Consider the following 21886-nt stretch of genomic DNA (forward strand, 5'->3'; position numbering starts at 1 on the left):
ACAAAAAGTGCAACATTTTAAAATACTAAGCTCATGAAAGTCGATATATAGGGGGTTTTAGAAAAAAGTGGTGCGGATAAAGAGACTCGAACTCCCACGCCTCTCGGCACCAGATCCTAAGTCTGGCGTGTCTACCAATTTCACCATATCCGCACATAAGTATTAAGGTGGTACGCCCTACACGATTCGAACGTGTGACCTACGCCTTAGAAGGGCGTTGCTCTATCCAGCTGAGCTAAGAGCGCAAAGTCTCGGCTTTAAGGTGGTGCGCTCGAAAGGAGTCGAACCTACAACCTACGGATCCGAAGTCCGTTGCTCTATCCAATTGAGCTACGAGCGCATAAACTGCACTTTAAAAATAATGGGGTGGGCGATGGGGATCGAACCCACGACCCTCAGAACCACAACCTGATGCTCTAACCGACTGAGCTACGCCCACCATCATTTTTATCATTATTTTACATGGTCGGGGCGAAAGGATTCGAACCTTCGACCCCCTGGTCCCAAACCAGGTGCGCTACCAGGCTGCGCTACGCCCCGACGTTTAAAAAACCAAACTGGTCTTTTTAAGGCTGAAATTCTAGCCAAATTCCAGCCTTTTGTCAAGCTAAAAGATTAAGCTTTGGGTGAAAATTCTATAAGGCCTTCGGTGGGTGAACTTGCTGTAGCGAACGGTTTTTTGGCGATACGTCCGGCGAGATAGCTTGCACGTCCCGCCAATACGGCATGTTTCATGGCTTCAGCCATTAAAATCGGGTTCTTAGCTTGAGCAATCGCCGTATTCGTTAAAACGCCGTCTGCACCGATTTCCATTGCGATTGCCGCGTCACTGGCGCAGCCGATACCCGCATCGACGATGACGGGAATGCTCACGGCTTCTTTAATAAAAAGAACGTTATAACGGTTCTGGATGCCAAGACCGCTTCCTATCGGAGAAGCTAAAGGCATCACGGCAGCACTTCCGGCATTTTCCAAACGTTTTGCCATAATCGGATCATCGTTGGTATAGGTCATAATCGTAAAGCCGTCTTTTGCTAAAACTTCACATGCTTTAAGCGTTTCCATCACATCGGGATAAAGTGTTTTTGCCGTATCGCCGATGACTTCGAGTTTAATCAAGTCGATTCCCGTAGCTTCCCGTACCATTCTAAAAAGCGTGATCGCATCTTCGGCGGTCGTACAGCCTGCGGAATTTGGGAGCAGTTTGATGTCCGTACCCTTGAAATAATCCAATAAGTTTTCTTCGTGAGGATTGGTAATATTGACGCGGCGAACGGCGACCGTAATTAACTTTGAGCCGCTAGCAACCGTGGCGTCTTTCGTGGTTTGAAAATCGGGGTATTTGCCGCTTCCGACGATCAACCGACTTGCAAATTCGATATTTCCGACTTTTAGGGTATCATGATTCATGGTGTGTCCTATCCAATAAATTTTTGACGGTTAGAGGAAGCAGTTCATACTCTAAAGCATGAATTTTAGCTTCAAACGCTTCAAAACTCATCCCTTCCGTCTTTTCAAAGCAACGTTGCGCAATGATTTCGCCGCCGTCAAGTTCTTCATTGACGTAATGCACGCTAATGCCGGCAACCTTCATCGGAGAATCAAAGCTTTCCTTTATAGCATTGCCTCCCTTAAAAAGCGGAAGCAAAGAGGGGTGTAAATTGAGTGCTTTAATATTTTGCGTAAAAACGGGCGTTAAAAGACGCATAAAACCCGCTAAAACGGTTAATTCGGCACCGCTGGCACGAATAGCATGCACAAGTGCTTCATCGAACGCTTCGCGATTAGCATACTGCGTATGGTCGAGAATTAACGGTTCAATTCCGTAACGGCGGGATTTTTCAATGCCTTGGGCATCGGGACGGTTGCAGATGGTCGTTGCTACTTCGATACGACAGTGTTGAAATGTTTTGTGATGTAAATCGGCGAGGAGTTTTTCGAGGTTACTCCCCGTACCGCTAAAGAGAATCGCAATTTTTTTTATAACCATTTAAGACCTTTACAAATGTCGACGGGAGTGAGGGCAAAATTGTTACATGTAAGTTTTCGCGAGACGAGTGCATGGGCTAAAGAAGCCTGAATAGCCGCTTCTTTGAGTGCATATCCTTGTGCGATAAGTGCTCCGATCATGCCCGCGAGTACGTCGCCGCTTCCGCCTTTGGCTAAAGAAGGTCGTCCGTATGCGTTAATGAAAAGTTCGCCTTGATAGGCAATGATCGTATTGGCTCCTTTGAGAACGAGGACGATATGTTTAAAACGTTCGCTAAAGGTTTTTGCGTACGCAAAACGGTTGGATTGAATCTTTTCGACGTCGGCCTCTTCATCGCAGAGCAGTTTTAAAAGGGCACTAAACTCTTTGGGGTGCGGCGTTAGCACAACGGGTTTGCAAGACGCAACGATCTCTTTAATGAAGGGATGGTAGCATAAAGAGGCATCGATGACGAGTGGAAGATCGTTGTCTAAAAGCCGTTGTTTGATCGTAGACGTATCGAAATCGACCAATCCCATACCTGCAACGACAACGTTGGCGTTGTGCGGTATGGAAGCGTCGTGCATCAGATAAACGGGTAATCTTTTCGGTTTTTCGCCGACTAAGGTTACCAAACCGGCACCGAAATGAAATGCACCCATACCCGCAAGCCGTGCCGCTCCTTCTTTAGGGCCTTGCAGCACCGCAACATGTCCGAAAGTGCCTTTATTGCTATTTTTAGAGCGGCGAAACGGTAACTTCAAATCTTTTTTCTGTATCAAAACGTAAGGACTCGGTACGTCGTAAAACGTATGGGCGATACCTAAGGTCGCAACTTTAATTTTACCGACGACGTCTTTGACGTTATCGTGAAGCAGCGCAAGTTTCAATGCGCCCATCGTTACGGTTTCGTCGGCACGAAAGAGGGTATCGCTTAAAGCGAGGTTGCTTTGAATTCCGCTTGGAATATCGCAAGCGATTTTGTAGCCTTTTTGAGCGTTGATTGTTTCTAAAAGCTGACATGTAGGTATATCTAAGGGTCGATTGAGCCCGGCTCCGAAAAGTGCGTCGACGTAAACATCGGCATCGATCAATTCCGAAACGACGGGTACGCCTAGTTTTTGCGCACGTTCGTATTGGAGTCGTGCAAGCGGCGTTTTGAGTTCGAAAGGACACAAAATCGCGACGTCGCATGTGCCGTGAAGCAACCGTGCCGCCACAATGCCGTCTGCGCCGTTATGACCGCTTCCGCAGATAAACAGTGCTTTTTTATTCCACGGCAATTTCTTTTGAACCGCTTTAGCAAGTGCTAAGCCCGCGTGTTCCATTAAAATTTCGGAGCAGAGCGCAAATGCATCGTAACAACGAGCGTCTAAAAAATCCGTTTTTTCGTAAATATAGCGCATGGTTTCTCCTAACGTTTGCGAAAACTTAAAGCTTCGATCATATGTTCTTTGGCAATGAGTCGAGCTTGCGCCAAATCGGCGATCGTGCGCGCAACACGTAGCACTTTATGCAGGCTTCGAGCCGAAAGCCCTAAACGTTCCCTTGCCGTTTCCAGACTTGCTTGTGCTTCGTCGTCTAAAAGGCAGTAACGCATCGTTTCGGCTTCGGAAAGTTTGCCGTTTAGCTCTTCTTGCCCGCGTTCCTTTTGCATCTTAAAGGCGTTTAAAACTTGCTCAAACATCTCCGAAGAGCTCAATCCGCTCTCTTTGGAATGCTCTTCGCTCATTTGTACGTATAAATCGAGTCGATCCATAATGGGTTCTGAAATACGATTTTTATAGCGGGCAATTTCGGCTTCGCTGCAACGACACTCGTGCGTACGACTCAGTAAGTTTCCGCACGGACACGGGTTTTGTGCGGCGGCAAAAAGAAATTTGGTAGCATAACTGACTTTCGTGTTGACGCGCGAAATCAAAACGCGATGATCTTCTAGCGGCTCTCGAAGACTCTCTAAAACGGTTTTAGAAAAGTTGGGAAATTCATCGAAAAATAAAATGCCGTTATGCGCTAGTGCCACTTCTCCGGCTTTACTTTGCGACGATCCGCCTCCAAAAATGGAAGGACGCGAAGAGGTGTGGTGCGGCGAACGAAAAGGGCGTAGAGCGCAAAGTGCCGTTTCTTCGTTTTCCAAAGAGGCATAAGCGTTGGATTCTAAAATTTCTTCGATGCAAAGAGGCGGTAAAATATAGCGTAAGCGTTTAATGCTCATACTCTTTCCGCATCCGGGGCTACCTTCCATGAGAAAGTTGTGCATGCCCGCAGCGGCGATCGTAAGCGCACGTTTGGCGCGGTGCTGTCCCAAAACATCGCTAAAATCGAGCGGAAAACGAGCCTCGTAAAAGTACTCTTTGCCGCCGATGCTCATACTATGTTCGCATAAAAAAGATTCGTTTAGAACCGGAGCAGTTTGCTCAAAACGTTTTTCTTTGAAAAAAAGAAGGGCATCGTGAAGCGTTTCAACGCCAAAAGCGTGAATACCCGGAATATGCGCTATTTTCCGTAAAAGTTCGTCGGGAACCAAGACGTGAAGGTCTTTTTGCTGAGACGCAAGCGATAAAACGATCGGAAAGATCGCATTGCTTTTTTTGACCCTGCCGTCCAAACCCAGTTCGCCAAAGACAAAAAAATCCTTACATGTAAAGCGCTCTTTTTGCATTGCGATCAATAAAGCAATGACCAAATCGAAATGGCTTCCCTCTTTTTTAAGATCGGAGGGTGAAAGATTGACGGTAATTTTTTGCGCCGGAAAGTGAAAATCGATGCTGGAAAGTGCCGATTTTATACGTTCGCGAGACTCCAAGATGGCCGTGTCTGCGAGCCCGACGATAGAGAATCCCGGAAGTGCTCGAACGAAAGTCGACTCGACGTCGACGCGATAGGCTTTATTGGCGTAAAACGTTGCGCATTTGGCATGCTTGACGTTGGAAAGCGCAGAAGCTTCTTCCATCGTTACGCCTTTTCTTTTTGTTTTTTCTTCCACTCTTTTTCAAATTTTTTGCGTTTTAAATAGGAGAGCTTTTCAATAAAAAGATGCCCTCGAAGATGATCCATTTCGTGTTGAACGGCAATTGCCATCAAATCGCGAAACTCCTCTTCATGGCGTTGTCCGTAACGGTCGTAATAGGCTAATTTGATGTGGGCGGCACGTTCGACTTCATCGTAGTATCCGGGGACGCTAAGGCATCCTTCCTGATAAACGACGGCACCGTCTTTTTCTAGAATTTCGGGGTTGAGAATCTCATAAAGGTTCTCTTTTTTTTGCAATCCGTCTTCGTCGACGAGATTGATTAGAAGAGCGTTTAACGGGAAGCCGACTTGGATAGCCGCCAATCCGATACCCTCTTTAAATACCATCGTATCGTACATGTTATCCAAAAGCGTATGCAAGGTACTATCAAATACCGTGACGTCTTTGGATTTTTCACGTAAAAGTTTATGGGGATAAACTAAAATCTCTAAAATCATTCTTCCTCTTCCTGTAAAGAAGGCGTACAGACCACGTAAGGGATAAATTTTTTACCCGTATGCGGTAGCCCTTCGAGCGTTGCCGCTAAAAATTCTTCGGCGCTGTATTCGGGTTGCAATGCCGTGATGGAAAGTTCGATATCGGTTTCAATTTCGGATGTTCCGACAAAAAAGCTGGTTTGATAAACCAAATCGCTGATACGATCGCATGCTTTTTTGGCGCCCGTTAAGTCGGTATGCTTTAAAATCATTGCAAAAATACCGTCACCGAAATGCGCGACAATATCGCTTCGGCGCGATGTTTTCAGTAAAAGTTTCGCAATATTGCGTACGACGGTATCTTTATCTTTTTTGACCGCAATCGAATCAAGAACGCTCTCTTTGACGCGCGCCAACACCAAAGAGCTCGGATGCGCGTAATTTTGAATAAGTTTCAGTTCGTCTTCGAGTGATTTTAAAAGATAACGTCGGTTGTAAACGCCGTATTTAATATCGAAAATGGATTGGTTATCGACCTCTTGTAAAATGGTCGTCGCTTTTTGGTAATACTCTTTCAAAAGATCCAATTGTTTGGTCGTGAGTTCGAACATTTTGCTCAAATCCGTCGTGAAAGAAGCGATAATATTTTGCAACGTTAGCGCGTTCGGATTGGTTTCCAATTGGTTGGAGCGTTTTTTCACGATATCTTGCATAACGCCCAAGTTGCGATAAACGGTTGAGACGACTTGCATAATATTTTTAATTTGAGAAAAACCTTCTTTAATTTCGCGCTCGATTTTCACGTGATTTTCATCGTTGTTGGTCGTTTCAAGGTCTAAAAACTCGTTAATGCGCTTCTTAAATGCGGCAGGTTTGTTTTCCAAGAGCTTGTCAAAGTAAATTTGGAAATTACTCGGTGTCGGAGGAATGTTTTCATCCCCCAACACTTTAAGGACTTGAGCGGAAAATTTCTCAAGTTCGGCGTTAGATTGTTGCGGAACGACGGGCTCTTTGATAGTCGGGGCTACCGTTAAGGCATCCTCTTTCGTATCGATCGTATAAACACCCGTTGCACCCTTTTCTTTGTTGAAACGAACCATAACGCGCCTTCTTATGAAATATTATTTAAAGCTCTTATCCAATACTTTATCGATAAGACCGTATTCGCAAGACTCTTCCGCGCTCATGAAAAAGTCGCGTTCGGTGTCTTTGACGATTTTGGGCATTTTTTGATTACAATTTTTTGCCAAAATTTCATTTAACACTTGTTTCATGCGTAAAATTTCTTTGGCTTGAATCTCAATGTCGGTTGCTTGTCCCTGCGCGCCGCCTAAAGGTTGATGGATCATGATGCGTGCGTTGGGAAGCGCGTAACGTTTCCCTTTTGCACCGGAGCTGAGCAAAAAAGCTCCCATCGAAGCGGCTTGCCCGATACAAATCGTGCAAATATCGGGTCTGACGTAGTTCATCGTATCGTAAATACTAAAGCCGCTGGTAATCACGCCGCCCGGGGAGTTGATGTAAAGATAAATATCTTTTTCGGGGTCTTCGGCTTCCAAAAAAAGCAGTTGCGCAACGATGGAAGAAGCGACGACGTCGTTGATTTCGCCGCTTAGCATAATAATACGATCTTTTAAGAGGCGAGAGTAAATATCGTAACTTCTCTCACCTCGACCCGTTTTTTCAATAACGACAGGGACATAATAGCTCATTATTTACCTTTAGTAAAAAGCTTGTTGAAGAGTTTTTCTTCAATGATGGACATTTTAATTGCCGGAAGAACGCCTTGTTTCTCGTAGAATTCAAGGTATTCTTTTGGGTTGGCGCCTTGTTGCATTGCTTCAAAGTAGATCATTTGAAGCACTTCTTGATCGCTGACGTTGATGCCTTCGGCACGAGCAAGCTCATCGACGATAAACGTTAGTTTAACGCTTTTCTCGGCATCGTTTCTAAATTCTTCGCGTTTTTCTTTGATTTTTTCGGGATTGGAAGAGTACTCTTTGATCTCATCTTCGCTGAGTTTTCCGAAAACGCTTCTCATCTGAAGATCAATCTCTTGATCGACGATGTTTTCGGGGAGGTCTAATGCGATTTTTTCCAAAATCGTTTCGACGAATTTGGGTTTAACCTCTTCGTTGAAAAGTTTTGCTAATTTTTCGTTACGAATTTCGGTTTCGATTTGCTCCTCCAAGGTCTCAAGCGTAGGATTTTCGACGCCCGGAAGTAAGCGTTTGATCATCTCTTCGCTCGGAGTTTCGGGAACGTCTTTCACTTTAATCTCTTTAAGTGTTACTTTAAAGACGGAGAGTTTACCGGCGAGTTCTTGTTTGCCGTAATTTTCGGGGAAAGTTACTTCAATGTCTTTGCTTTTGCCGGCTTTCATACCGATAATGCCGTCTTCAAAACCGGGGATAAACGAATGGCTTCCGATTTCAAGCGTATAATTTTCTGCTTTGCCGCCCTCAAACGCTACGTCATCGATAAAGCCTTCAAAATCGATAACGACGAAATCGCCTGATTTTACCGCTCTTTTTTCTTCAACGGTTTTAAGATCGGCAACCAAAGCCAAGGTTTTTTCAAGACGCTCGGAGATCTCTTTTTTGGTTACTTTGGGTGCTTTGTATTCGGGAACGCACTCTTTATAGCCTTCTACGTTAACCGTCGGTCTGAAAGAGAGTTTCATAACAAGTTCTAAGCCGCCCTCTTTTTCTTCAAATTTTGTAAAACTAGGCTCTCCGACGACGAGTTCGGCTTTAACGTCTAATGCTTCCAACGCTTTGGAATAAAGTTCGCGTAAAGCGTCTGTTTGTGCGTCTTCTTTAATTTTTTTGCCGAAGCGTGCTTTTACAAGATGCGTAGGTACTTTTCCTTTTCGAAATCCGTCAACTTTCATAGTGGACGCCGCCGATGCGAGCATCTTCTCTTCTTTTTTTTGCAAAAGCGCCGGTGAAATGGTTGCCTCGACGGCAGCATTAGCACTATTGGTACGGTTAACTTTAATTTGCATAAAATCCCTTTTCGATATAAAATTTTGCTCAAATATAGCAAAAATTAGCTTTTAACTCGCTTTTTATCCATTAAAAAGCAAAAAGCGGATAGAATAAGTCGTCTTAATTACGAAATAAAGTGAAGAAAAATGCACAGACAAGAAGAGTTTGAAAATGCCGTTAGAACGATGCTCGAAATCATCGGCGAAAACACAAAGCGCGAAGGGCTTTTAAAAACGCCGACTCGCGTCTTTAAGGCCTATGAATATATGACGCAAGGCTATACTCAAAGTCCCAACGACGTTTTAGGCGAAGCATTGTTTGAAAGCGATAACAATCAAATGGTTCTCATTAAAGATATAGAGTTTTACTCTATGTGCGAACACCATCTTTTACCGATTATCGGACGTGCACATGTCGCTTATATTCCAAACGGGAAAGTTGTAGGACTTTCTAAAATTCCGCGGATGGTCGACGTGTTTGCCAGACGCCTTCAAATCCAAGAACAACTGACCGAACAAATCGCTAAAGCGATCGACGATGTTATCGCACCTAAAGGAGTCGGCGTCGTGATTCAAGCGCGTCACATGTGCATGGAAATGCGCGGCGTGGAAAAAACTCACTCCAACACGACGACATCGGCATTACGCGGGCTTTTCCTTAAACCTGATACGCGCAAAGAGTTTTTTGATATTATCAATGCACCGCAGGCGAATCGTTACTAATGCCGCTCAATCGTCTACGCGAAAAACTGCAAAGCAAAAGCCTCTCTCCGATGTTCGGCACGATTACGAAGATCAGTGCGACGACCGTCGAAGCATGCGGACTTAGACCCAGCATCGGCGATATCGTCAAAATCGTCTCCTTAGACGGACGTAAAAGCGAACTTGGGATGATTACCGAAGTCAATCGAACGACATTTTATATCTCACCGTTCGGCTTTATCGAAGGGTTTAAAATCGGGGATAAAGTCTTTATCAGCGAACAGGGAATGATGATTCCGGTAGGCGAAGAGCTTTTAGGGCGCGTGGTCGATCCGTTCATTCGCCCTAAAGACGGCAAAGGAACGATAGGTGCAAGCTCTCAAGCACCGATCATGAAAGCGCCTTTGGACGCGATGAAACGAGGGTTGATCAACGAGCCGTTTCGCGTCGGGGTCAAAACGATTGACGGACTTTTGACTTGCGGAAAAGGGCAAAAAATGGGGATTTTTGCCGGAAGCGGCGTCGGAAAATCGACCTTGATGGGCATGATCGTCAGAGGTTCGGAAGCTCCGATTAAAGTGGTTGCGCTTATCGGCGAACGAGGACGCGAGGTCCCCGAGTTTATCGAAAAAAATCTCGGCGGCAATTTGGAAAACACCGTCATTATCGTCGCAACCAGCGATGATTCGCCGTTGATGCGAAAATACGGAGCCTTTAGTGCTATGAGCGTCGCGGAATATTTTAAAAACCAAGGTCAAGACGTCCTTTTTATGATGGATTCGGTGACGCGCTTTGCGATGGCGCAACGGGAAATCGGTCTTGCATTGGGCGAACCTCCGACGTCCAAAGGGTATCCGCCTTCGGTTTTAGCATTGCTTCCGCAACTGATGGAACGTGCCGGAAAAGAGGAAGGTAAAGGTTCGATTACCGCTTTTTTTACGGTATTGGTCGAAGGTGACGACTTAAGTGACCCGATTGCCGATCAGTCCCGAAGTATTCTAGACGGACATATCGTTTTGAGTAGGGAGTTGACGGATTACGGGATTTACCCTCCGATCAATATTCAAAACAGTGCTTCAAGGGTTATGGGCGACGTGATCGATAGCGATCATAAAAAAGCGGCGATGCGTTTTAAGCGTTTGAGTTCGATCTTAAAAGAGAATGAAGTGCTCATTCGCATCGGAGCGTATGAAAAAGGCAACGACAAAGAGTTAGACTTGGCGATTAGCAAAAAAGAGAAGATGAATCAATTTTTACAACAAAACCCCGAAGAAGCGTTTGCGTTTGAAGCGACGATAAATGATCTGAAACAAATAGTCAATTAATGGTTAAAAATTTTTAGTTTTTTTTAATAAAGAAAGTAATAGTATTCAAAAAAATAAATTAGGATAAAGTTTATCCTATTCGGACGGAGAAATTTATGCGAGTCTATTTAGATAACAATGCGACAACGATGCTCGACCCCGAGGCATTCGAGTTGATGAAGCCTTATTATTGCGAAAAATACGGCAATCCGAACTCCTTACATCAGTTCGGAAGCGAAAGTCATCCGGCATTACGCAAGGCGATGGATCAACTTTATGCGGGCATTAACGCGGACGACGAAGACGATATCGTCGTGACGTCTTGTGCGACCGAGAGCAATAACTGGGTCATCAAAAGCGTGTACAACGACTACATTTTACACGGCGATAAAAATCATATCATCACGAGCGAAGTGGAACATCCGGCAGTCGGAGCATCCTGTAAATTTTTGGAGAGTCTAGGCGTTAACGTGACCTACCTTCCGGTCAATACCGACGGCGTCATTAACGTGGAAGACCTTAAAAACGCAATTACCGATAAAACCGCATTGGTTTCCATTATGTGGGCAAACAATGAAACGGGTATGATTTTTCCCGTCGAGGAGATCGGCGCGATTTGCAAAGAAAGAGGCGTCTTGTTTCATACCGATGCCGTTCAAGCCGTCGGTAAAATTCCCGTCGATGTTAAAAAAGCCAATGTTGATTTTTTAAGCTTTTCCGCACACAAATTTCACGGTCCTAAAGGAATAGGCGGACTTTACATTCGTAATGGGCAAGCCTTAACTCCGTTTTTTCACGGTGGCGAGCATATGGGTGGACGCCGTAGCGGAACGCTTGACGTTCCCGGTATCGTCGGTATGGGCAAAGCGATGGAGCTTGCCGTTGCCGCTCTTGATTTTGAAAAAAGCAACGTTAGACGTCTGCGCGATAAACTTGAAGACGCATTGCTGAAAATTCCCGAAACGTTTGTCGTAGGAACCAAAGAACAACGCGTACCCAACACGATTTTAATCAGCGTTAAAGGTATTGAAGGCGAAGCAATGTTGTGGGATCTCAATCAAAACGGTATCGGTGCGAGTACGGGAAGTGCATGTGCCAGCGAAGCATTGGAATCCAATCCCGTTATGGAAGCCATCGGCGCGGAAGCCGACCTTGCACATACCGCACTTCGACTTTCGTTATCGCGTTTTACGACCGACGAAGAGATTGATTATGCTATCGACGTGATTTACAAAGCCGTTGAAAGATTAAGAGCAATTTCCAGTACGTACGCTTACGCGCCCGAGTGGCACGTGAGTAGATTGTAAAACTTTACATGTAAAGATTTTAAAGGATAAAAAATGGCAAAAGACAGTTTGATCGGCGGCTCTATCTGGGAAGAGTACAGCCAAAAAGTACAAGATTTGATGAATCATCCTCGCAATATGGGCGAGTTGACCGAAGAAGACGCTAAATGGATGGGCGGTAAGCTTATCATCGCCGATTTCGGTGCGGAGAGCTGCGGCGATGCCGTGCGCCTTTACTGGATCGTCGACGAAAAGACCGAAGTCATTAAAGCGGCGAAATTTAAAAGTTTCGGTTGCGGTACGGCGATCGCAAGTTCGGATACGATGGCGGAGCTTTGTATCGGCAAAACCGTCTCCGAAGCGGTGAAGATCACCAACATTGACGTTGAAAAAGCAATGCGCGATACGCCTGACGTTCCGGCCGTTCCGCCGCAAAAAATGCACTGTTCGGTCATGGCGTACGACGTTATTAAAGCCGCCGCCGCTTCGTTTAAGGGTGTGGATGCGGCTTCGTTTGAGGACGAAATCATCGTATGCGAATGTGCGCGCGTCAGCCTTGGAACGATTAAAGAGGTGATTCGCATCAACAATCTCACGACCGTCGAGCAAATCACGAACTACACCAAAGCGGGTGCGTTTTGTAAATCCTGTATCAAACCGGGCGGTCATGAAGCACGCGAGTACTATTTGGAAGATATCTTACGCGATACGCGCGCCGAGATGGAGCACGACCGTTTGCTTGCGATGTCTAACGTTAAAGTCGAGGGCACGCATACGGTTAATTTCGACGACTTGACCGTCGTTAAGAAATTCCAAGAGATCGAAAAAGTGATCGATGAAAATATTCGTCCGATGCTTGTAATGGACGGCGGCAATCTTGAAATCCTCGATATTAAAGAAAGTGAGGGTATGAGCGACGTTTATATCCGCTATTTGGGCGCTTGTAGCGGATGTGCGAGCAGCTCTACGGGGACGCTTTTTGCTATCGAAGCGGTTTTACAAGAGAAATTAAGTAAAAATATACGAATATTACCTGTTTAAATCGTTAAAGGCTTTTGCCTTTAACGCCTCTTTATTTGGAAGGATAGTGCGTGGCAAAAGTCGAATTTTTAGGCCCGATAGGCCGATCAAGCATCGAAGTCGATATTCAAAACCTCAGTGAACTCAAAAGCTTTTTCAAAGAAGACAAAGAGCTTCAAGAATGGCTCGGCATCTGCGCCGTAGCCATCAACGATACCTTGGTTTGCGAAGCGGACGTTCCCGTCTCTTCTCACGATAAAATCTCCTTACTCCCTCCTGTTTGCGGAGGTTGAAACATGCTGGAACTTCACGAGGGATCCTTACATGTCAAAAGTATTTTGGCTTCTTGGTACGATCAAATTAGCGATAAAAATTACGGTGCGTTCATTCCCTTTGTGGGCATCGTGCGCGACGAAGACGGCATCGAGGGGCTTAGTTTTGATATTTACGAGCCGATTTTAAAGGGTTGGTTTGATGCGTGGCAAGAGAGAGCCAAAGCACAAAACGCTTACTTGTTGATGGCGCATTCACGCGGAGACGTGCCCAATCATACCTCTTCTTACATCGCGGCGGTCGTCTCTCCCAAACGTAAAGTCGCCCTTTCGATGATCAACGATTTTGTGGAAGATTTCAAAGCCAACGCGCCTATTTGGAAGTACGATCTGATCGGCGGAAAGCGTGTTTACGCCAAAGAGCGTTCGCACTTGCTTCAAGGACACGGTCTTTTAAAGGCGGATGCATGAATAACACGCATTTTCCCCCTTTTGACGAAACGCTTCAAGCGTTAGAGGCTTCGATAGATTGCGAGTTTGGGCGCGAAAATCTTTTTGTCGCGGATGCTTTAGGGCGCATCTTAGCCGTCGATATTGTCGCTAAAGAGAACAATCCAACCCATGAAACCGCTTCGATGGACGGCTATGCGATTCGATTTGTCGATCAGCAATTGGGGAAATTGACGATCAGCGATTACGTTCCCGCCGGAGAAGAAGCGCGCAACGTCGTAACCAAAGGTCAATGCGTGAAAACCTTTACCGGAACGCTGATGAGCGAAGGAAGCGATACATTGATTCCCATCGAAAACGTCGAAGTCGAAAACGACGCGATTCGCATTACCTCCGCCGTTTCCAAAGGTTTTGCGGTACGTCCTATCGGCGAGAATTACAAAGCGGGCGAAGTGCTTATCAAAAGAGGCACGAAGATCGGTTTCGCGCAAATCGGCGTAATGGCGGAACTTGGCATGGTACAAGTCGAAGTCTTTATGCGTCCTCGCGTTGCTATTCTCTCTACCGGTAACGAAATTCTTGATTTTGGAGAGCCTAAAACCTCACACGCACAGATACACAGCTCCAACCACGTCACCGTCGAAGCGATTTTAAAACAGATGCATTGCGAAACGATGCGTTTTAAACTGATCCGCGACGATCGCGCATTGATCGAACAACAGCTTCGCCAAGCGCTGCGTTGGAGCGACATTGTCGTGACGACCGGCGGAGGAAGCGTGGGGGATTTTGATTATTTGCAAAGTATCTTGACCGATATGAAAACGCAAAACATCATCGACGGTTCGTATATGAAACCGGGACGTCATATCCGCGTCGTCAAGGCCGATCACAAGTACATCTACGCGCTTCCCGGATTTCCTTACAGCGCATCGGTGTGTACGTTTTTATTTATCGCGCCTTTGCTTCGCAAAATGCGTGCGCAAAACTTTGCACTGCCTACATGTAAAGCTTATATGGGCGAAGCCTACAAAAAACGCTCTAAATTTGTCGAATTTACCGCCTGCAATCTTCGCTTTACGGAGGGACAACTCGTGGTTGACTTGACAGGCAAAAAAGAGGGCAGTAGCGCCATTCTCAACAATCTTTTAGACAACCCCGTGCTTTTACGCGTTGAAAAAGACGTCCAAAAAATCGAAAAAGGCGAGATGGTGGATGTAGTATTGCTGGACGTGTAAACGTCTGGCAACGCTTTTTTAGGTTACATGTAAAATACAGACAGAAATACCACTTTAAAGAAAGACAATCTGGGCTTAAATCTCATACAAAACACGTTGTAATTAAGCCAATTTAACATCAAAGAGAGGTCATGCAAATAGCCGTAGATATAACCTTACCTCATATTTTAAAGCTTATTTCGCAGATGAATCTCAATGAAATTGAGGAAGTGAAGAAGACGATTGTCAAGAAAGAGCTTTACTTTAAAAAATTTCAAAAAGATGATTTAGGTGACCTGATGGGTGATTTTCAAAAAGAGAATTATTCGGATGATTTTTTCAAAGACCTTGAAGACGGTTTGAGAAAAAGTTCCATTTACGATGCACATTAAATCCTTACGAGGTGATTTAGAAGATTATCTCAAAGTACACAATCTTTCAAAAAAATATGAAAAAGCAAAAATGCTTTTTGAAAACAATCCTTTTCATCCTTCGTTAAATACTGAAATTTTAGAGCCAAAAGAGAGGCTTGTTTACTTGTTTCGGCTCAATAAAAAATACAGAGTTATTTTTATTGATGTCGATGTCGAAACAGTTGAAATTATGGCGTTGACAAACCATTATAAATAGCCGATGATGCACTTTTTTTCCCTTCAAAATGCACTTTCAACACTCTATCCTGTTCTCTCGGATATATCCCCTTTGCCTTTAAGCATTTGGGAGGAGGCAACATGTTATTTTAGCCTTAAAACGCTTCCTAAAGGAGCGCATCTGTTTGACATCGGCGACAAGGTGAAGGATTTTTACTTTTTGATTCAAGGTTTGGCGCGCTATTACTACATCAGCGAAAGCGGCAAAGAGTTCAACAAGTCGTTTGCCGAAAAAACGGGGCATCTTTTGAGCAGTATTTCTTCGGTTTCTATGAAAGACGAGGTCTCGCCTTTTGGCGTGGAGACGCTGAGTGAATTTACGGTGCTTTGCATCAGCTATGAAGACTTTCGTGCGCTTGGTGCGAAGCATCGCGAGTGGAATGACCTTATGCTTCGCATTTACGAGCGGCTGATCGTCAAAAAAGAGCGTAGGGAAGCAGATTTTTTGCTCTTAAGCGCGAAAGAGCGTTATCTCAAATTTCTTAACGACTACTCGATGATCGAGAGTGCGGTGGCGAATTATCATATCGCTTCGTATCTGGGCATCACGGAAGTTGCACTTTCTCGTATCCGAAAAGCGATGAAATTAACCTAAGTTAATGACAACGCCTCTTTTTAGCGGTATGATGGCGCATCTATTTTAGGAGTGCTACATGCATTGTAAAATTGCCGATATCAACGATATTGAAGGTATCTTTACCCTTCATTCCAAATACCAAATCGACACGATTTTAGAAGAAGACAAAAAAGACGGTTTTGTCACGACGGCGTTTAATAAAGAACAACTGGGCGAGATTATCGAACACGAACAAGGCATTTTTGTTGCGATTGAAGAGGGTGAAGTGATCGCTTACGTGATGTCCGCTTCATGGCAATATTGGTCGGCGTGGCCGATTTTTGCGCATATGATCGAAAACCTCCCCAATCTTTCGTATCTCGGACAAACCCTTAGCATTCACAACTCCTATCAATACGGTCCGGTGTGCGTCGACAAGCGCGTACGCGGCAGCGGCGTTTTGGAAAAGTTGTTTGATTTTGCGTTGGAGAGTATGCAAAAACGCTATGCGATTTTGGTAACGTTCATCAACAAGATTAACTCGCGTTCGTACGCGGCGCACACGCGAATGGGACTTGAGGTTATCTGCGAATTTTCGTTTAATGCAAACACCTACTACGAATTGGCTTACGACACGTCTAAAAGCGTTCACAAACGTTAAATAGGGTGCGTATCGACGTTCTTTTTGAAGATGTCTCTTGATGGAAGTATTGTCAAAAGATCGTTCAATGCACGTTTGAGCGAAGAAAACTTCGTCTCTCGTGCGGTTGTGAAAAAAGTCTTTTGAAAAAAATAACCATGCTACACGATAGCTAAAAAACTCGCATAAACGATACCGTAGCGGAGCAGTTTTGCGCAAAAAACAATAAGAAAAAATTTGATTTGAGAATAACGTGCAATACCGGCGACCAGCGTCAACGGATCGCCGATAACGGGCATCCATGAAAACCATAATGTCCAAAAGCCGTATTTGCCGAACAATGCATTTGCTTTATCGATCCACCGTTGGTTCATATAGTCTCTTTTTTGGGCAAGCCAAAGCATGTATTTTCCTAAGAGATAATTCGTGTAAGAACCTAACGTATTACCGACGGTTACGATGCATAAAAGAAGTATCGGCGAGTTTTTTTGTGTGAGCAGGTAAAGAAAAAATGCCTCGCTGCCGCCCGGCAAAAGCGTAGCGGAAGCGAAGGCAATGCTAAATAGCGAAAAATACGCCACCGGTGAGTTACGAAATAACGGCTTTGATGGTCTCCGCATCGGTCTCTTTCGAGTCGTATTTGACGATGAGGAGGCGTTCGCTTTCGTTTCGGTACCATTCGATGACGCCCTTAACGTGATTAAGGTGCATCATACGTGTTAAATCGATCGTATCGAAGGGCAAATAGAGGTTTTTATTGATGCTCGGATTTTTAAGCGTGGCGATGAGTACGAGCCAAAAGATACAGGCGATAAAGATGACCCATGCAATTTCCATAATACCGAAATGCTCTAAAAAGAAACCGCCGAAAACGCCGCCGATAAACGTTCCGGCGTAACCGAAGGTATTGAAAACGCCGAGTGCCGCACCTTTTTGATGAACTTTGGCGTATTTGCTTGCCATCGATTGCATCAACGGTTCGTGCATGTTAAAACCGATAAAAAAGATGACGACGCCGACGATAAACCACGAAGCGCTTTTCGCGTATCCCATCATGACGTAGCTGATCGCAAATAAAGCGATGCCGATCATGAGCATCTCTTTGGCTTTATGCTTTTTCTCTCCCATGATAGCCGAAGGTCCCATCGCTAAGACGCCGCAGATCATGGCGGGTAGGTAAACCATCCACAGTTCTTTCTTGACGAATCCGAACTCTTGAAGCATCAAAATAGGAATCACCATAAACGCAAGCGTCATCATGCCTTTTTGAAGCAAGTTGGTAATGTTCATTTTCATCAAATCTTTATCTTTTAAAATCTCTTTCAAATCCGTCTCGTCCGCACCGTAGTGGTGGACGATTTTCGGTGGATTGGGCACTTTGGTGTAAAGTACGATCATGGAAAAAACGGAAAGTGCGGCGGTAATAAAAAAGAGTTTATCGACGCCGTAATAGCCGCCGATCAACGAACCCGCCATCATGGAAATCGCAAAGCTTGCCGCAATCGTTCCGCCCATCAGCGCCATCGCATGACCGCGCACTTCTTCTTTGACCATATCGCTGATCATCGCCGTGCCGACCGCTCCGATCGCAGCAGCACCTTGTAAGAAGCGTCCGAACATTAACATGTAGATATGTTCGGAAAAACCGCAGATCAACGAGCCGATCAGAAAAATGACCAAGCCGATAAAAATCGTGATTTTTCGTCCGAGCTTGTCGGACATAATACCGAAAGGAATTTGTAAGAGCATTTGCGTCGCGGCGTATCCGCCGATGGTGATACCGACTAAAAGTTCGCTGGAACCCTCCAAATGCAGTGCGTAAACGGAAAGGACGGGAAGAACGATAAAAAGACCTAAAAAACGAAGTGAAATAATCAAATTTAAAGGCATGAGCGTTTTGAACATCGGTGAAAAAATCCTCGTAATAGTTTTGTGACATATTCTACACTCCCTAAACTTTGAAAATTCTATGAGGTTTAAAGCAGTTTAAGAAGCTTCTTTTATGTTATAATTTTTCACGTCATTTCAAAGGATGCATTATGGAACTCAATATTTCTCATATTTTAGGTTTTCTTGGATGCGTGTCGGCTTATTTTATTTCGCTCTATTACGTCGGGTTGAACCACTGGATCGTTATGGAACACAATAAAATTTACGACGAGTTTGATGCGATTAAAAAAGAGTTGGCGGGACTCAAGAAATCTGCCTAAATCAAGAGGCGATACGCCTCTTTTCACCGGATATGTATGCGCTATTATTTTTCCTTCCTCGTTTGTTGCGTGTTTGTGTTGAGCGGTTGTGCTCCCAAAACGGCTCCTACGCCCCAAGACCAAGCTTTCGTCGATTCTTTAGAGGGTAGCAACGCCCGCTTTGAAGCGTTGAGTCAAAATGAAAACTTCGATCAGCTTTTAGAGCTTTTTAAAGAGAACTGTAAAGCTCCTTTGACGAAAAAAGTCTATACAAACGTCTGCCGCCAAGCCAACGACGTTCAAGACGCCAAGAGTTTCTTCAAGCACTCTTTTACCTTGAAAAAAGTCGAACCCAACGAGCAACGTTCCATGCTGACGGGGTATTACGAGCCTCTTTTGCACGGAAGTTTAAAAAAGACAGAACGTTATAAATATCCCGTTTACGGCAAACCGAAAGATTTGGTCATGATCGTCGGCGAAAACGACAAAAAGATGCGCGGACGTTCCGTTAAAGGAAAGATGCTTCCGTATTACACGCGCGAAGAGATCGGCAAACGTAAACTCAATGCCGAAATTTTATGCTACGTTGACGATAAAATTGATCTATACGTGATGGAGATTCAAGGCTCTGGGCGCGTTGAACTCGAAGACGGACGGGTTATTTTCATCGGTTACGCCGATACCAACGGACATCCGTACAAATCGTTGGGACGAGAGATGATCAACCGCGGCATTTTCGCCAGCGTGGACGAAGTCTCGATGCAGGCGATGAAAGCATGGTTATTGGCGCATCCTACGCAAATCGATACGCTTTTAAATACGAACCCCAGCTATGTTTTTTTCCGTCGAATGGAACAACGCGCTACGGGAAGTTTAGGATTGGTTTTAACGCCGGAGCGTTCGGTGGCGGTAGATAGAAGCTACATTCCCTTGGGTTCGCTCTTGGCGATTCAAAGTCGTTCCGAAACGTACGACGTCGATCGCTTCGTTTTTGCGCAAGATACGGGCGGCGCGATTAAAGGGCCTAACCGAGCCGATATGTTTATGGGGTATGGACAAAGAGCGGAGTATGTCGCGGGACAGTTAAAAGCTCCGCTTGAAGTGTGGATTATGGAACCCAAGTTTTAAACTAAAAAAAGGTACACTAGACCTAGAATAACCCTCCATCAAAGCGGTTGATTTTCGTCGCTAACGAAGATAGCCGCGCTTTGAAATGAGGTAACGGAGTAAGGTTTGAGAATTATTTTAGCAACGTCCAACCAAGGCAAAGTAAGAGAGTTCCAAGCATGGATCGGTGAGCACGAAGTGCTTGCGTACAGTGACGTCATAGAACCTTTCGAGATTGAAGAGACGGGATTGAGCTTTAAAGAAAACGCGCTGATTAAAGCACGCGCGGTGTATGAGCGGTTGGGCGATAAAAACGTTACGGTTTTGAGCGACGACAGCGGCATTAGTGTACCCGCTTTGGGAGGGATTCCCGGTATTTACAGTGCGCGCTTTGCCGGAGCGAATGCCGGAGCGCAAGAGAATTTAAACAAATTGATTCAAACGCTCAAAGACAACGCGCTTACCAGAACGCCCGCTTTTTATACGGCGGCGATTGCACTCGTGTGCGCCAAAGGCGAGTTTTGCGTGCACGGATGGATGCACGGCGAAGCGATAGCTGGGGGACGCGGCAATAACGGCTTTGGATACGATCCGATGTTTATACCCGAAGGTTACGAGCAAACGTTAGGCGAACTAGACGAGAGCGTGAAAAAAGCCTTTTCGCACCGAGCGCGAGCACTTGAACTCGCGCACATCGTACTGAAAAGCTTGAAATAAAAACGTAATCAAAACAGATTACAATGTAAATCAGGCTTTTTTGATAATGGCTATGAGACAATAGCTCTTATTAAAGAAGCCTCATAATGAACTCCAAAAGGAAAATCATGGCAACCGTTTTAATTATCGGAGCAGGCGGCGTGAGCCGCGTGGTTACCAAAAAATGCGCAATGAACAGCAATGTGTTTTCACATATCGTCTTAGCGAGCCGTACCAAATCCAAGTGCGACCAGATCGCTCAAGAGATCAAAGAGTCTTTACATGTAAACATCGAAACGGCTGCGATTGACGCGGACGATGTGGATGCGTTGGTGGATCTCATCGAGAAAGTCAAACCCGCTTTGGTGCTTAACATCGCTCTTCCGTACCAAGACCTTACCATCATGGATGCGTGCGTCAAAACCAAAGTGCCTTATCTGGACACCGCAAACTACGAGCATCCGGACCTTGCAAAATTTGAGTACAAAGAGCAATGGGCAAGAGATAAAGCGTTTAAAGATGCGGGTATTATGGCGCTTTTGGGCAGTGGATTTGATCCGGGCGTGACGAATGTGTTTTGCGCGTATGCACAACAGTATCTTTTTGAGAGCATCGAGAGCATCGATATTTTGGATTGTAATGCGGGCGATCACGGTTATGCGTTTGCAACCAACTTCAATCCCGAAATTAACCTTCGCGAAGTGAGTTCCAAAGGGCGTTACTGGGAAGAGGGCAAATGGATCGAAACCGAGCCGATGGCGATTAAAATGGTCTGGGATTACCCTGAAGTGGGCGCAAAAGACAGCTATTTGCTTTACCACGAAGAGCTAGAATCTTTGTGTCAAAACATCAAAGGCTTAAAGCGCATTCGTTTCTTTATGACGTTTGGTCAAAGTTACCTCACGCATATGAAATGTTTAGAAAACGTCGGTATGCTCAGAATCGATGAGGTCGAACACAAAGGCATGAAAATCGTCCCGATGGAATTTCTCAAAACCTTACTTCCCGACCCCGCAAGTTTGGGTCCTCGAACGGTCGGCTTTACGAATATCGGTTGCGTGATCGAAGGACTTAAAGAGGGAAAAAAACGCAAAGTCTATATCTACAACGTCTGCGATCACCAAGCATGCTACCGTGAAACGGGTGCGCAAGCGGTCAGCTACACTACGGGTGTGCCCGCGATGATCGGCGCAAAAATGATGTTAGAGGGCAAGTGGAGCGGACGTGGTGTGTTCAACATGGAACAATTCGACGCCAAGCCTTTTATGGACGAGCTTAACGTTCAGGGGCTTCCGTGGAAAATCATCGAAATGAAACCTGAAGAGACTTACGAAGTCAAATAAAACACTCTATCCAGAAACCTTACATGTAAGGTTTTTGGTCTCTTTCTTT

25 protein-coding genes and 5 tRNA genes are annotated in these 21886 nt (G+C 45.1%); 15 read left to right on the forward strand and 15 right to left on the reverse strand.

What is annotated here, in order from left to right; genetic code table 11:
- Positions 1 to 68: 68 nt before the first annotated feature.
- The 13 genes from NL930_RS00990 to tig form a co-directional block, all read right to left on the reverse strand.
- Positions 69 to 153, reverse strand: a tRNA-Leu gene (locus NL930_RS00990).
- 15 nt (positions 154 to 168) lie between these two features.
- Positions 169 to 245: transfer RNA gene (locus NL930_RS00995), tRNA-Arg, on the reverse strand.
- An 18-nt stretch (positions 246 to 263) separates the two neighbouring features.
- A tRNA-Arg gene (locus NL930_RS01000) sits at positions 264 to 340 on the reverse strand.
- Positions 341 to 362: 22 nt separating this feature from the next.
- Positions 363 to 439 (reverse strand) — tRNA-His (locus NL930_RS01005).
- 24 nt (positions 440 to 463) lie between these two features.
- Positions 464 to 540 (reverse strand) — tRNA-Pro (locus NL930_RS01010).
- A gap of 75 nt (positions 541 to 615) precedes the next feature.
- On the reverse strand, positions 616 to 1410 hold the full coding sequence (locus NL930_RS01015; protein ID WP_254377236.1) for a thiazole synthase: 795 nt from the start codon (positions 1408 to 1410) through the stop codon (positions 616 to 618).
- Entirely contained in the window at positions 1400 to 1990 is a 591-nt protein-coding gene (gene purN / locus NL930_RS01020; RefSeq protein ID WP_039673949.1) for a phosphoribosylglycinamide formyltransferase, read from the reverse strand. The genes NL930_RS01015 and purN overlap by 11 nt, the downstream gene beginning before the upstream one ends.
- A complete protein-coding gene (locus NL930_RS01025) occupies positions 1981 to 3375 on the reverse strand; it encodes an NAD(P)H-hydrate dehydratase (protein ID WP_254377235.1) in 1395 nt (464 codons plus the stop codon). Before NL930_RS01025 ends, purN begins: the two co-directional genes overlap by 10 nt.
- A gap of 8 nt (positions 3376 to 3383) precedes the next feature.
- Positions 3384 to 4922, reverse strand: coding sequence for a YifB family Mg chelatase-like AAA ATPase (locus tag NL930_RS01030; RefSeq protein ID WP_254377234.1), 1539 nt, complete (start codon positions 4920 to 4922; stop codon positions 3384 to 3386).
- 2 nt (positions 4923 to 4924) lie between these two features.
- On the reverse strand, positions 4925 to 5440 hold the full coding sequence (gene def, locus NL930_RS01035; RefSeq protein WP_041963775.1) for a peptide deformylase: 516 nt from the start codon (positions 5438 to 5440) through the stop codon (positions 4925 to 4927).
- Positions 5437 to 6519 (reverse strand): diguanylate cyclase, encoded by a 1083-nt coding sequence (locus NL930_RS01040; protein WP_060825077.1) that lies wholly within the window; start codon positions 6517 to 6519, stop codon positions 5437 to 5439. Before NL930_RS01040 ends, def begins: the two co-directional genes overlap by 4 nt.
- Positions 6520 to 6540: 21 nt before the next feature.
- Positions 6541 to 7131 (reverse strand): ATP-dependent Clp endopeptidase proteolytic subunit ClpP, encoded by a 591-nt coding sequence (gene clpP / locus NL930_RS01045; RefSeq protein ID WP_039673939.1) that lies wholly within the window; start codon positions 7129 to 7131, stop codon positions 6541 to 6543.
- Positions 7131 to 8426 (reverse strand): trigger factor, encoded by a 1296-nt coding sequence (gene tig, locus NL930_RS01050; RefSeq protein WP_039673937.1) that lies wholly within the window; start codon positions 8424 to 8426, stop codon positions 7131 to 7133. The genes clpP and tig overlap by 1 nt, the downstream gene beginning before the upstream one ends.
- A 129-nt stretch (positions 8427 to 8555) precedes the next feature.
- On the opposite strand from tig, the gene folE reads away from it, so the two are divergent.
- The 11 genes from folE (at position 8556) to NL930_RS01105 (ending at position 16523) form a co-directional block, all read left to right on the forward strand.
- On the forward strand, positions 8556 to 9131 hold the full coding sequence (gene folE / locus NL930_RS01055; RefSeq protein ID WP_039673935.1) for a GTP cyclohydrolase I FolE: 576 nt from the start codon (positions 8556 to 8558) through the stop codon (positions 9129 to 9131).
- On the forward strand, positions 9131 to 10435 hold the full coding sequence (gene fliI / locus NL930_RS01060; protein ID WP_039673933.1) for a flagellar protein export ATPase FliI: 1305 nt from the start codon (positions 9131 to 9133) through the stop codon (positions 10433 to 10435). The genes folE and fliI overlap by 1 nt, the downstream gene beginning before the upstream one ends.
- A gap of 95 nt (positions 10436 to 10530) precedes the next feature.
- Positions 10531 to 11721 (forward strand): NifS family cysteine desulfurase, encoded by a 1191-nt coding sequence (locus tag NL930_RS01065; RefSeq protein WP_254377233.1) that lies wholly within the window; start codon positions 10531 to 10533, stop codon positions 11719 to 11721.
- Between the two features lie 33 nt (positions 11722 to 11754).
- Positions 11755 to 12741: an iron-sulfur cluster assembly scaffold protein NifU gene (locus tag NL930_RS01070; RefSeq protein WP_039673929.1), complete on the forward strand. Its 987-nt coding sequence runs from the start codon at positions 11755 to 11757 to the stop codon at positions 12739 to 12741.
- A 50-nt stretch (positions 12742 to 12791) separates the two neighbouring features.
- Complete coding sequence (locus NL930_RS01075; RefSeq protein ID WP_254377232.1) at positions 12792 to 13013, forward strand: MoaD/ThiS family protein; 222 nt, start codon at positions 12792 to 12794, stop codon at positions 13011 to 13013.
- Between the two features lie 3 nt (positions 13014 to 13016).
- A complete protein-coding gene (locus tag NL930_RS01080; RefSeq protein WP_041963134.1) occupies positions 13017 to 13463 on the forward strand; it encodes a molybdenum cofactor biosynthesis protein MoaE in 447 nt (148 codons plus the stop codon).
- The gene (locus tag NL930_RS01085) at positions 13460 to 14677 is read left to right on the forward strand and encodes a molybdopterin molybdotransferase MoeA (protein WP_254377231.1); all 1218 of its coding nucleotides are present in this window, start codon (positions 13460 to 13462) and stop codon (positions 14675 to 14677) included. The genes NL930_RS01080 and NL930_RS01085 overlap by 4 nt, the downstream gene beginning before the upstream one ends.
- 131 nt (positions 14678 to 14808) lie before the next feature.
- The gene (locus tag NL930_RS01090; protein WP_254377230.1) at positions 14809 to 15048 is read left to right on the forward strand and encodes a hypothetical protein; all 240 of its coding nucleotides are present in this window, start codon (positions 14809 to 14811) and stop codon (positions 15046 to 15048) included.
- Positions 15038 to 15286: a hypothetical protein gene (locus NL930_RS01095; RefSeq protein WP_254377229.1), complete on the forward strand. Its 249-nt coding sequence runs from the start codon at positions 15038 to 15040 to the stop codon at positions 15284 to 15286. Before NL930_RS01090 ends, NL930_RS01095 begins: the two co-directional genes overlap by 11 nt.
- Positions 15287 to 15292: 6 nt before the next feature.
- Positions 15293 to 15901: a Crp/Fnr family transcriptional regulator gene (locus NL930_RS01100; RefSeq protein ID WP_254377228.1), complete on the forward strand. Its 609-nt coding sequence runs from the start codon at positions 15293 to 15295 to the stop codon at positions 15899 to 15901.
- Positions 15902 to 15959: 58 nt separating this feature from the next.
- The gene (locus NL930_RS01105) at positions 15960 to 16523 is read left to right on the forward strand and encodes a GNAT family N-acetyltransferase (RefSeq protein WP_039673918.1); all 564 of its coding nucleotides are present in this window, start codon (positions 15960 to 15962) and stop codon (positions 16521 to 16523) included.
- Positions 16524 to 16663: 140 nt separating this feature from the next.
- Here NL930_RS01105 and NL930_RS01110 read toward each other — a convergent pair whose 3' ends face one another.
- Positions 16664 to 17122 carry a YqaA family protein gene (locus tag NL930_RS01110; protein WP_254377227.1) on the reverse strand — a complete coding sequence of 153 codons (459 nt, stop codon included), beginning with the start codon at positions 17120 to 17122 and terminating at the stop codon, positions 16664 to 16666.
- The gene (locus NL930_RS01115) at positions 17091 to 18407 is read right to left on the reverse strand and encodes an MFS transporter (protein ID WP_060825093.1); all 1317 of its coding nucleotides are present in this window, start codon (positions 18405 to 18407) and stop codon (positions 17091 to 17093) included. Before NL930_RS01115 ends, NL930_RS01110 begins: the two co-directional genes overlap by 32 nt.
- Before the next feature lie 134 nt (positions 18408 to 18541).
- Here NL930_RS01115 and NL930_RS01120 point away from each other — a divergent pair, with 134 nt between their 5' ends.
- From NL930_RS01120 to NL930_RS01135, 4 genes are all read left to right on the forward strand, one after another.
- Complete coding sequence (locus NL930_RS01120) at positions 18542 to 18712, forward strand: hypothetical protein (protein WP_173636947.1); 171 nt, start codon at positions 18542 to 18544, stop codon at positions 18710 to 18712.
- Between the two features lie 36 nt (positions 18713 to 18748).
- Complete coding sequence (locus tag NL930_RS01125) at positions 18749 to 19819, forward strand: murein transglycosylase A (protein WP_254377226.1); 1071 nt, start codon at positions 18749 to 18751, stop codon at positions 19817 to 19819.
- Between the two features lie 105 nt (positions 19820 to 19924).
- Positions 19925 to 20515, forward strand: coding sequence for a non-canonical purine NTP pyrophosphatase (locus NL930_RS01130; protein ID WP_254377225.1), 591 nt, complete (start codon positions 19925 to 19927; stop codon positions 20513 to 20515).
- Between the two features lie 107 nt (positions 20516 to 20622).
- A complete protein-coding gene (locus NL930_RS01135; protein WP_254377224.1) occupies positions 20623 to 21837 on the forward strand; it encodes a saccharopine dehydrogenase family protein in 1215 nt (404 codons plus the stop codon).
- Positions 21838 to 21886: the final 49 nt, after the last annotated feature.

Source organism: Sulfurospirillum sp. hDNRA2, assembly GCF_024206095.2.
GTDB lineage: Bacteria > Campylobacterota > Campylobacteria > Campylobacterales > Sulfurospirillaceae > Sulfurospirillum.

Coding starts and splice junctions, on each gene's coding strand:
- NL930_RS01015 (WP_254377236.1), bottom strand. CDS start 1,410: ATGAATCATGATACCCTAAAAGTCGGAAATATCGAATTTGCAAGTCGG.
- purN (WP_039673949.1), bottom strand. CDS start 1,990: ATGGTTATAAAAAAAATTGCGATTCTCTTTAGCGGTACGGGGAGTAAC.
- NL930_RS01025 (WP_254377235.1), bottom strand. CDS start 3,375: ATGCGCTATATTTACGAAAAAACGGATTTTTTAGACGCTCGTTGTTAC.
- NL930_RS01030 (WP_254377234.1), bottom strand. CDS start 4,922: ATGGAAGAAGCTTCTGCGCTTTCCAACGTCAAGCATGCCAAATGCGCA.
- def (WP_041963775.1), bottom strand. CDS start 5,440: ATGATTTTAGAGATTTTAGTTTATCCCCATAAACTTTTACGTGAAAAA.
- NL930_RS01040 (WP_060825077.1), bottom strand. CDS start 6,519: ATGGTTCGTTTCAACAAAGAAAAGGGTGCAACGGGTGTTTATACGATC.
- clpP (WP_039673939.1), bottom strand. CDS start 7,131: ATGAGCTATTATGTCCCTGTCGTTATTGAAAAAACGGGTCGAGGTGAG.
- tig (WP_039673937.1), bottom strand. CDS start 8,426: ATGCAAATTAAAGTTAACCGTACCAATAGTGCTAATGCTGCCGTCGAG.
- folE (WP_039673935.1), top strand. CDS start 8,556: ATGCACAGACAAGAAGAGTTTGAAAATGCCGTTAGAACGATGCTCGAA.
- fliI (WP_039673933.1), top strand. CDS start 9,131: ATGCCGCTCAATCGTCTACGCGAAAAACTGCAAAGCAAAAGCCTCTCT.
- NL930_RS01065 (WP_254377233.1), top strand. CDS start 10,531: ATGCGAGTCTATTTAGATAACAATGCGACAACGATGCTCGACCCCGAG.
- NL930_RS01070 (WP_039673929.1), top strand. CDS start 11,755: ATGGCAAAAGACAGTTTGATCGGCGGCTCTATCTGGGAAGAGTACAGC.
- NL930_RS01080 (WP_041963134.1), top strand. CDS start 13,017: ATGCTGGAACTTCACGAGGGATCCTTACATGTCAAAAGTATTTTGGCT.
- NL930_RS01085 (WP_254377231.1), top strand. CDS start 13,460: ATGAATAACACGCATTTTCCCCCTTTTGACGAAACGCTTCAAGCGTTA.
- NL930_RS01090 (WP_254377230.1), top strand. CDS start 14,809: ATGCAAATAGCCGTAGATATAACCTTACCTCATATTTTAAAGCTTATT.
- NL930_RS01095 (WP_254377229.1), top strand. CDS start 15,038: ATGCACATTAAATCCTTACGAGGTGATTTAGAAGATTATCTCAAAGTA.
- NL930_RS01100 (WP_254377228.1), top strand. CDS start 15,293: ATGCACTTTTTTTCCCTTCAAAATGCACTTTCAACACTCTATCCTGTT.
- NL930_RS01105 (WP_039673918.1), top strand. CDS start 15,960: ATGCATTGTAAAATTGCCGATATCAACGATATTGAAGGTATCTTTACC.
- NL930_RS01110 (WP_254377227.1), bottom strand. CDS start 17,122: ATGCGGAGACCATCAAAGCCGTTATTTCGTAACTCACCGGTGGCGTAT.
- NL930_RS01115 (WP_060825093.1), bottom strand. CDS start 18,407: ATGTTCAAAACGCTCATGCCTTTAAATTTGATTATTTCACTTCGTTTT.
- NL930_RS01120 (WP_173636947.1), top strand. CDS start 18,542: ATGGAACTCAATATTTCTCATATTTTAGGTTTTCTTGGATGCGTGTCG.
- NL930_RS01125 (WP_254377226.1), top strand. CDS start 18,749: ATGCGCTATTATTTTTCCTTCCTCGTTTGTTGCGTGTTTGTGTTGAGC.
- NL930_RS01135 (WP_254377224.1), top strand. CDS start 20,623: ATGGCAACCGTTTTAATTATCGGAGCAGGCGGCGTGAGCCGCGTGGTT.